The organism is Devosia sp. MC1541 (assembly GCF_012847305.1).
Taxonomy (GTDB): domain Bacteria; phylum Pseudomonadota; class Alphaproteobacteria; order Rhizobiales; family Devosiaceae; genus Devosia.
Genome location: NZ_JABBDZ010000020.1, coordinates 49,503 through 56,454, shown reverse-complemented (window position 1 = coordinate 56,454; position 6,952 = coordinate 49,503). Strand labels below are relative to the sequence as shown.

The window sequence follows — 6,952 nt, the reverse complement described above, 5'->3', positions numbered from 1 at the left end:
TGGTTCTTGCGAGGAGCCCAAGACCCGATCCCATCCCGAACTCGACCGTCAAATTCCTCCGCGCCAATGGTACTAAGTCTCAAGACTTGGGAGAGTAGGTCACTGCAAGGTCTGCCAAAAACATAAATTCTCTCTACGATCATCAAAAGCAAATACAAAAAGCCCCGCTCACCAGCGGGGCTTTTTGCGTTTGCCACGTAGTGGCACGTACTTATTTGTGTTCTCTCATGGGGCTTATGGAAGGCCCCCTCACCCGACGCTGCGCGTCGACCTCTCCCCGAAGGGAGAGGTGAGAAGAGTTCATCTGCTTAAAACCACCTCCACCTCCCTCACCGCAAGGGGGAGGTGCGGCGTGTACGGGAGGTGAATGGCTGCACTTTTGTGGAAGTTCCATAAGCACTTGGGTATGATACGGGTCTGAAGGAAGGATGTGGTGATGGCGGAGCGCTTTGAGGGGGATTGTGAAAATTGCTTTGCGCTTTGCTGCGTTGCTCTGTCGTTTCAGCGCTCGGCTGATTTTGGTCACGACAAGCCCTCCGGGCAGGCGTGTCATTTTTTGCAGCAAGACTACCGCTGCCGCATCCATCCGCAGAAGGAAGCACTGGGGTATGAGGGGTGCCTCGATTTTGATTGTTTTGGGGCGGGGCAAAGAGCGAGCGCTGGATTTGCCGGGTTGAACTTTGCTGGTGACCCGAGTGTGGCGCGGGTTCTCTATGCGCGTTTTGCGCAACTCCTCGCGGTCCAGGAAATGCGACAGGCCTTGGTCGATGCTGAGGACCTGTGCTTGGGAGGCGACCAGGAGACTATGCGGGTCGATTTGCTCGGGCGGTTGGCGTATGGGGCGGACAGTGTACGTTCTGAGCTTGATCCGGACGCGTCAGCCGTGTTGGCGCAGTGCGAGGCGTTCATTGCGCAATTGCGCCGGTGATCGTCCGAATAACCGTGCCATTTGAAATCTGGTGAACCGCTGAGGCTTGACGGCATTGTCCAATCAGACAAGGTCTACTGGTTGCACGTCAAAGATTCAGGTCTCATGCCGTTTATAAAAATCCTCGCCGTTCTCTTCTTCGCACTCATTCCGATGGCCGCGCACGCGCAAATAGCGCCTGTTGCGGCCCCGCCTGCAGCAAGTTCGGCAGCTGATGACCTCATTAAAATACTCGAAGACGATACGGCGCGCGCAGCGCTGATTGAGAAACTGAAGTCGAGCGCCGGGGATGCGGCGGCAGAGCCGGAAGCGGCTGGGCCGACAGACCTCAGCATTGCGCGCGAATTGGCCGAGTACACGCGCAGCGTTGCGGAGGGGGCTTCACGCACGATCAGAAACCTTGGTGGTGCGTTTGAGAGTGTCAAAACGCTCTTTGCCGACGGCGCTGCGGCGTCCAGCCATCAGTTGCGCGACTTCTTTATCAATGTCGGCATGGTGCTGGTTGCCCTGCTGGTGAGCTATTGGGTGCTGCGTATCGTCGTGAATGCGATTACAGCACGGATCTCGGCAGGGGTTGCGGGGCAATCTATGTGGAAGCGCGGCGGGGGGCTGATTGTCGCGACCTTGGTGGACCTGCTGGGCATCATCATTGCCTGGAGTCTGGGCTATGTGCTGGCGTTGAATTTTGGCACGACAGGCTCGGGCGCGATGGGGATCAATCAGACCTTGTTGCTCAATGCCTATCTGGTCGTTGAGGTGGTCAAGCTTGCATTCCGCGTTGTGCTGATGCCGCGCTATCCGGCGTTACGCCTGCTGCCGATTGCGGACGATACTGCAGAATACTGGCAGTTTTGGAGCGCGCGAATGATTTCTCTCGTGGGCTATACCTTTATGTTCGTAGCCCCAGTGCTGCGCGGGTTGGTTTCCGGGGCAGCGGGGGATGCGGTTGAGGTTCTCGTCATGGTGACCTCAGTGGTGATCGCCATCGTCATTGTCTTGCAGAACAAGGATGACGTGCGCCTGTCGCTCGAAGCCCATGCGCGTGATCGGGAGAATGTCGGTTTTGGACGGCTCCTCACGGTTTTGGGGCGTCAATGGCATGTGCTGGTCATCGCCTATCTCGTTGCCTTGTTGATCGTCTGGTTCTCCAACCCAGATGGGGCGCTGCCCTTCATGGTCGGTGCAACGGTTCAATCTTTGATCATCATCGCTGTGGCGACGCTGGTTGCGACCTTTATTGGACGGTTCGTCAGCGCAGGGTTCAATCTGCCTGACGATGTGAAAACGCGTTTGCCGCTGTTGGAAACGCGGTTGCGGACATTCGTGCCGGGTGTCATGGCGGTTGTGCGCTGGATCCTTGTGGCGGTTGCGGTGATTGCGATTGGCCAAGCGTGGTCGCTGTTTGATTTCACCGGTTGGATGGCAACCGATGAAGGGCTCAATGTTGTCGGCTCGATCGTTTCGGCACTGCTGATCGTGCTGGCGGCTGTGGTCATCTATGTGGTGATGGCGAGTTGGGTGGAATATCGCCTCAACCCCAATGTGGGCCGGGCGCCGACATCGCGCGAAAAGACGCTGCTGAACCTGTTCAAGAACGCCTTCACCGTGGTGATCGTGGTGTTTGGGGCCATGCTGGCTCTGGCGCAGATTGGCGTCAATATTGCGCCGCTACTGGCTGGTGCGGGTGTGGTCGGTCTGGCCATTGGTTTTGGCGCGCAGAAGCTGGTGCAGGATATTATTACCGGCATCTTCATTCAGTTTGAAAACGTGATGAATGAGGGCGATAGCGTACAGGTGGCGGGCAAGTCGGGGACGGTCGAGAAGCTGACGATCCGGTCCGTGACCATCCGTGATATGAGCGGGACCGTGCATCTCATTCCGTTCTCGGCGGTGACGGATGTTTCCAATATGAATCGCGGGTTCTCGTTCTACGTCTCGGACGTCGAAATCTCGACCGATAGCGATATTGAGCAGGCCAAGCAGGCGATGCGGGATGCGTTTGATTTCGTCATGGCACGCCCAGAGTTTGCCGAGGTTATCCTCGATGTGCTTGATTTGCAGGGGCTTATCGCGCTGACGCCAACCTCGGTTTCCTTGCGCTCGCGCATCAAGACATTGGCGGGCAAGCAGTGGGGGGCGGGGCGCTTCTATAGTGAAACGCTCATGCGGCTCTTCACTGAACGGGGCATCCATACGCCGGTGCAGCGGATCAAATATGTTTCCGCAAATAGCTCCAATGAGCCGCCACTGTTGGAACAACATGGAAACTGACATGGAAGTGATCAGCTGAGCGGTTTGCCTTAAGGCCATCTTAATCGGATGCGTTAATATTTTGATACGCGCGCTCGGGCCCTCGGGTCTGGGCGCACCGTGACTTATCTGTAGCGCGTATCACGAGGCTTACGATGTTCAGCTGTTTCCGCAAATCTTTGTTTGGTTCGCTTGTGGTGGGGGCACTCGCCAGCGTTTCACTCTCAGCCGCGTTTACAGCACCGGCGCTGGCCGATACGGCAAGTTTTGTGCGCTCGCTCTGGCCCGATGCGCAACGCGCCGGTGTCCGTCAGCAGATTTTCGAAGCGGCTTTTTCTGGCTATGCGCCCATTCCAAAGGTCACCGAGCTGACCAAGTCGCAGCCTGAGTTTACCCAGACTGTGCAGCAATATGTCGATAAGCGGGTGACGGCGGCGCAGGCCGCTAAGGGTTCCGCCATGCGCCAAGAATGGGCGCAAACGCTTGGCCGGGTTCAGCAGACCTATGGCGTTCAGCCCGAAGTGGTTCTGGCCATCTGGGGCATGGAAACCAATTATGGCGGCTACATGGGTGGCAACAACACGATCCATGCGCTGGCAACGCTGACGCAGAACAATTATCGGACAGAGTTTTTCCGCAGTGAGTTGATCACCGCGCTGAAAATTCTGAACGAAGGTCATATTGCGCCGAAAAGCATGACCGGATCTTGGGCCGGTGCGATGGGCCATACGCAATTTATGCCATCGAGCTTTATGCGCTATGCCATCGACTTCAATGGCGATGGGCGCAAGGATATCTGGAACTCCATCCCTGACGCTTTGGGCTCGACTGGCAATTATCTCAAGAGCTTTGGCTGGCGGCCGGGGGAAACCTGGGGCTACGAAGTGCGCCTGCCGCAGAACTTTGATTTTGCGCGCGCACGCGACATGAACAAGGCCTCTATCAGTACCTGGCGACAGATGGGGATTACGCGCGTTTCGGGACGCGATTTCCCACGAGCTGGGGACGAAGCGCGGCTCTATATGCCTGCGGGCGCTCGGGGCCCTGCGTTCCTGCTGCTGCCTAACTTCGCAGTGATCAAGCGCTACAATAATTCGGATAGCTATGCGCTCGCCGTTGGGCATTTGGCCGATCGGATCATCGGCGGCGGCGCGTTCGCCACGGCCTGGCCGCAGGGCGATTTTGCGCTGACCAAAGCGCAGCGGGCAGAGGTGCAAACCTTGCTCAACCGCCGTGGATTTGATGTTGGCTCGCCTGACGGGGTGGTGGGGCCAAAGACCCGCGCGGCCGTTATGGCGTTCCAGACCCGCGCGGGCCTGCTGCCCGATGGGCACGTATCTGGCACCTTGCTCGAGGCCCTGCGCCGGTAGGCTTGGAAGAATGTGATGAGCGGGGCAGGGTGAAATTTACCCTTCGTTAACCATGCCAGCGCAGTCTCAGCGCGCTTAAGCAGAGGGCAGGCCGGGTCATTCCAAAGCGCCTGCCCTCGCCCATTTCGGCGCAGTCCGTCATAATTATTGCGGCTTTATCTGCAAAACCGCTATTCCCTCGAAACTCTCGGTTCGGCTTATGTCTATTTTCAAGCGCGCTATGATGGCGCTCGCTGTATGCGCCAGCCTTATGCCTATGCAGGCATCGGCTCAGAACATTATGGACCCGTTCAACTTGCCGCCGGTGATGGACGCCAATGCGGTTAAGGCCGGTGATGGTATTTCGTATCGCGATGGCACGCGGCATAAGCTCGACGTTTATACGCCCGAACAGCGGGGGCAATTGGCCCCTGTTGTGTTCTTTGTTTATGGCGGAGCGTGGGTGCGCGGGCAGAGAGCGGATTATCAGTTTGCTGGACGCGCCTTGGCGGCGCGCGGCTTCGTGGTGGTCATCGCCGATTATCGCCTTGTGCCAGAAGTGCGGTACCCGGAGTTTTTGGAAGATTTGGCGCTGGCGATGCGTTGGACGCAGGACAATATCACCAGCTATGGCGGCGACCCCAATCGTCTGTTTCTCGCCGGCCACTCGGCGGGCGCTTACAATGCTGTAATGTTGGCTCTTGACCCAAGCTTTAGAAATGAAGCGGGCGTGACCATGCCGATCCGTGCTGTGGCCGGGCTTTCCGGGCCATATGATTTCTATCCATTTGAATATGGCGACGTGGTGGAGGCCTTTGGGCAGGCGCCAAATCCTGAAGGCACGCAGCCCATCAACCTCGTCACCCAGGACAGCCCGCCGATGTGGCTGGGGTCGGGCACGACGGACCCGATTGTGCGCGTGCAGAATACGCAGCGGCTCGCTGAGCGCCTGCAAAATCAGGGCGTGTGGGTCACGACCAAGTATTATGATGGGTATGGGCACATGGAGCCGGTGATCGCTATGGGCGCTATGTGGCGTTGGCGCATGCCGGTGTTGGACGACATGATCAGCTTCTTCACCCAGTTCGGGGCGTTCCCCAGCGGGGTGCCTTATGTGGCGGTGACGCCAGACGCCCCCCAGGAAGTGCCAGAAGGCACGATGGCGACCCAGGACGTTGTGCGTCAGCTGGATCGTCTGTTTGGACCGCTCAGCAATTAAGCTTGCGGGGTGATCGTCACCGAGGCGGCGGAGCGCGTGTTCGGGCCGTGATAAACGGCTTCGATATTGTTGCCGTCGGGGTCGAGTACGAAACAGGCGTAATAGCCGGGATGATAATGGCGGGCTCCGGGCCTGCCGTTGTCTGTGCCGCCAGCGGCAATGGCTTCGCGATAGAAAGCGTCTACGGCCTCGGGGCTTTGTGCCTGAAAGGCGAGATGAATATGGCTGGCAATCGTGTGTGCGTCTGCGGCATCGACAAACAGCTCATCGGCTTGAAACCAGCCTTGCCCGGATGCGGTGAAGGAAATTCCCAAAGTCCCGAGGACGCGCTCGTAAAATCGTTTGGTCACCGCAAAAGTGCGGGCGCGCAGATGAATGTGGTCGATGAGCCGACCAGTATGAAATTGCATTAGTCCCCCCAATACAAAAACGCCCGAACCAAAGGTCCGGGCGTTTTAAATTTATTCAGCTTCGTTGGCTGGAGCGGCGTTGAGCATGCCGTAGCGCTCAATACCGATTTTTTCGAGAAGCTCGAGCTGGGTCTCGAGGAAGTCGATATGGCCTTCCTCGTCCTTCAAGAGCTCATCAAAGATCTGCTTGGACACGTGGTCATGCAGCTGGGAGCAAATCGCGCGGCTGTTCCGATAGGCTTCGCGGGCTTCATACTCACCAGCAAGGTCGGCCTCGAGAACTTCTTTGATGTTCTGACCAATGCGCAATGGCGCGACGCGCTGCAGGTTTGGATGGCCTTCAAGGAAGATAATACGCTCGATCAAGCGATCGGCATGGTGCATTTCTTCGATGGATTCGGCGCGCTCTTTGGCTGCGAGCTTTTTAAAGCCCCAATCGTCCAAGAGACGGAAGTGCACCCAATACTGATTAACCGCGCCGAGCTCGAGAAAAAGGGCTTCGTTAAGCCGCTCTATGACTTGTGGTTCGCCTTTCACTGCGTACTCCAGTTCTCTGTTTCTTGAGTTTTTCCAACCCAGACTGGAGCTGTACCAGCTCAGCGGGCGGGATTGCTTGCTGTGCGTGGTAATTTTCTGTGACGCGGACGATGATGTCCACCACATTCGGAACGCAGCCTGCGCATTTCGCGCGTCGATTGAGTTCGGAATACACCTTCGCAGGAACCACCAATTGCCACGGATCAGCCTTCAACAGATCGAGGACTATCTCCTCAATCTCTTGGGACGTGATCATATT

6 protein-coding genes and 1 rRNA gene are annotated in these 6,952 nt (G+C 57.4%); 5 read left to right on the top strand and 2 right to left on the bottom strand.

Annotation, left to right across the window (positions count from 1 at the left end; all coding sequences use genetic code 11):
- From rrf to HKD40_RS16230, 5 genes are all read left to right on the top strand, one after another.
- A 5S ribosomal RNA gene (rrf, locus tag HKD40_RS16250) occupies positions 1-111 on the top strand; the annotation flags it as partial.
- Positions 112-436: 325 nt separating this feature from the next.
- The gene (locus HKD40_RS16245; RefSeq protein WP_169196828.1) at positions 437-928 is read left to right on the top strand and encodes a hypothetical protein; all 492 of its coding nucleotides are present in this window, start codon (positions 437-439) and stop codon (positions 926-928) included.
- Positions 929-1,033: 105 nt separating this feature from the next.
- Entirely contained in the window at positions 1,034-3,199 is a 2,166-nt protein-coding gene (locus tag HKD40_RS16240; RefSeq protein ID WP_169196827.1) for a mechanosensitive ion channel domain-containing protein, read from the top strand.
- A 134-nt stretch (positions 3,200-3,333) separates the two neighbouring features.
- Positions 3,334-4,548: a lytic murein transglycosylase gene (locus HKD40_RS16235; RefSeq protein ID WP_169196826.1), complete on the top strand. Its 1,215-nt coding sequence runs from the start codon at positions 3,334-3,336 to the stop codon at positions 4,546-4,548.
- A 199-nt stretch (positions 4,549-4,747) separates the two neighbouring features.
- Positions 4,748-5,746 (top strand): alpha/beta hydrolase, encoded by a 999-nt coding sequence (locus HKD40_RS16230; protein WP_248306109.1) that lies wholly within the window; start codon positions 4,748-4,750, stop codon positions 5,744-5,746.
- Here HKD40_RS16230 and HKD40_RS16225 read toward each other — a convergent pair.
- Positions 5,743-6,156 carry a VOC family protein gene (locus HKD40_RS16225; protein ID WP_169196825.1) on the bottom strand — a complete coding sequence of 138 codons (414 nt, stop codon included), beginning with the start codon at positions 6,154-6,156 and terminating at the stop codon, positions 5,743-5,745. The genes HKD40_RS16230 and HKD40_RS16225 overlap by 4 nt on opposite strands.
- A 51-nt stretch (positions 6,157-6,207) precedes the next feature.
- Positions 6,208-6,693 (bottom strand): bacterioferritin, encoded by a 486-nt coding sequence (gene bfr / locus HKD40_RS16220; RefSeq protein WP_169196824.1) that lies wholly within the window; start codon positions 6,691-6,693, stop codon positions 6,208-6,210.
- Positions 6,694-6,952: the final 259 nt, after the last annotated feature.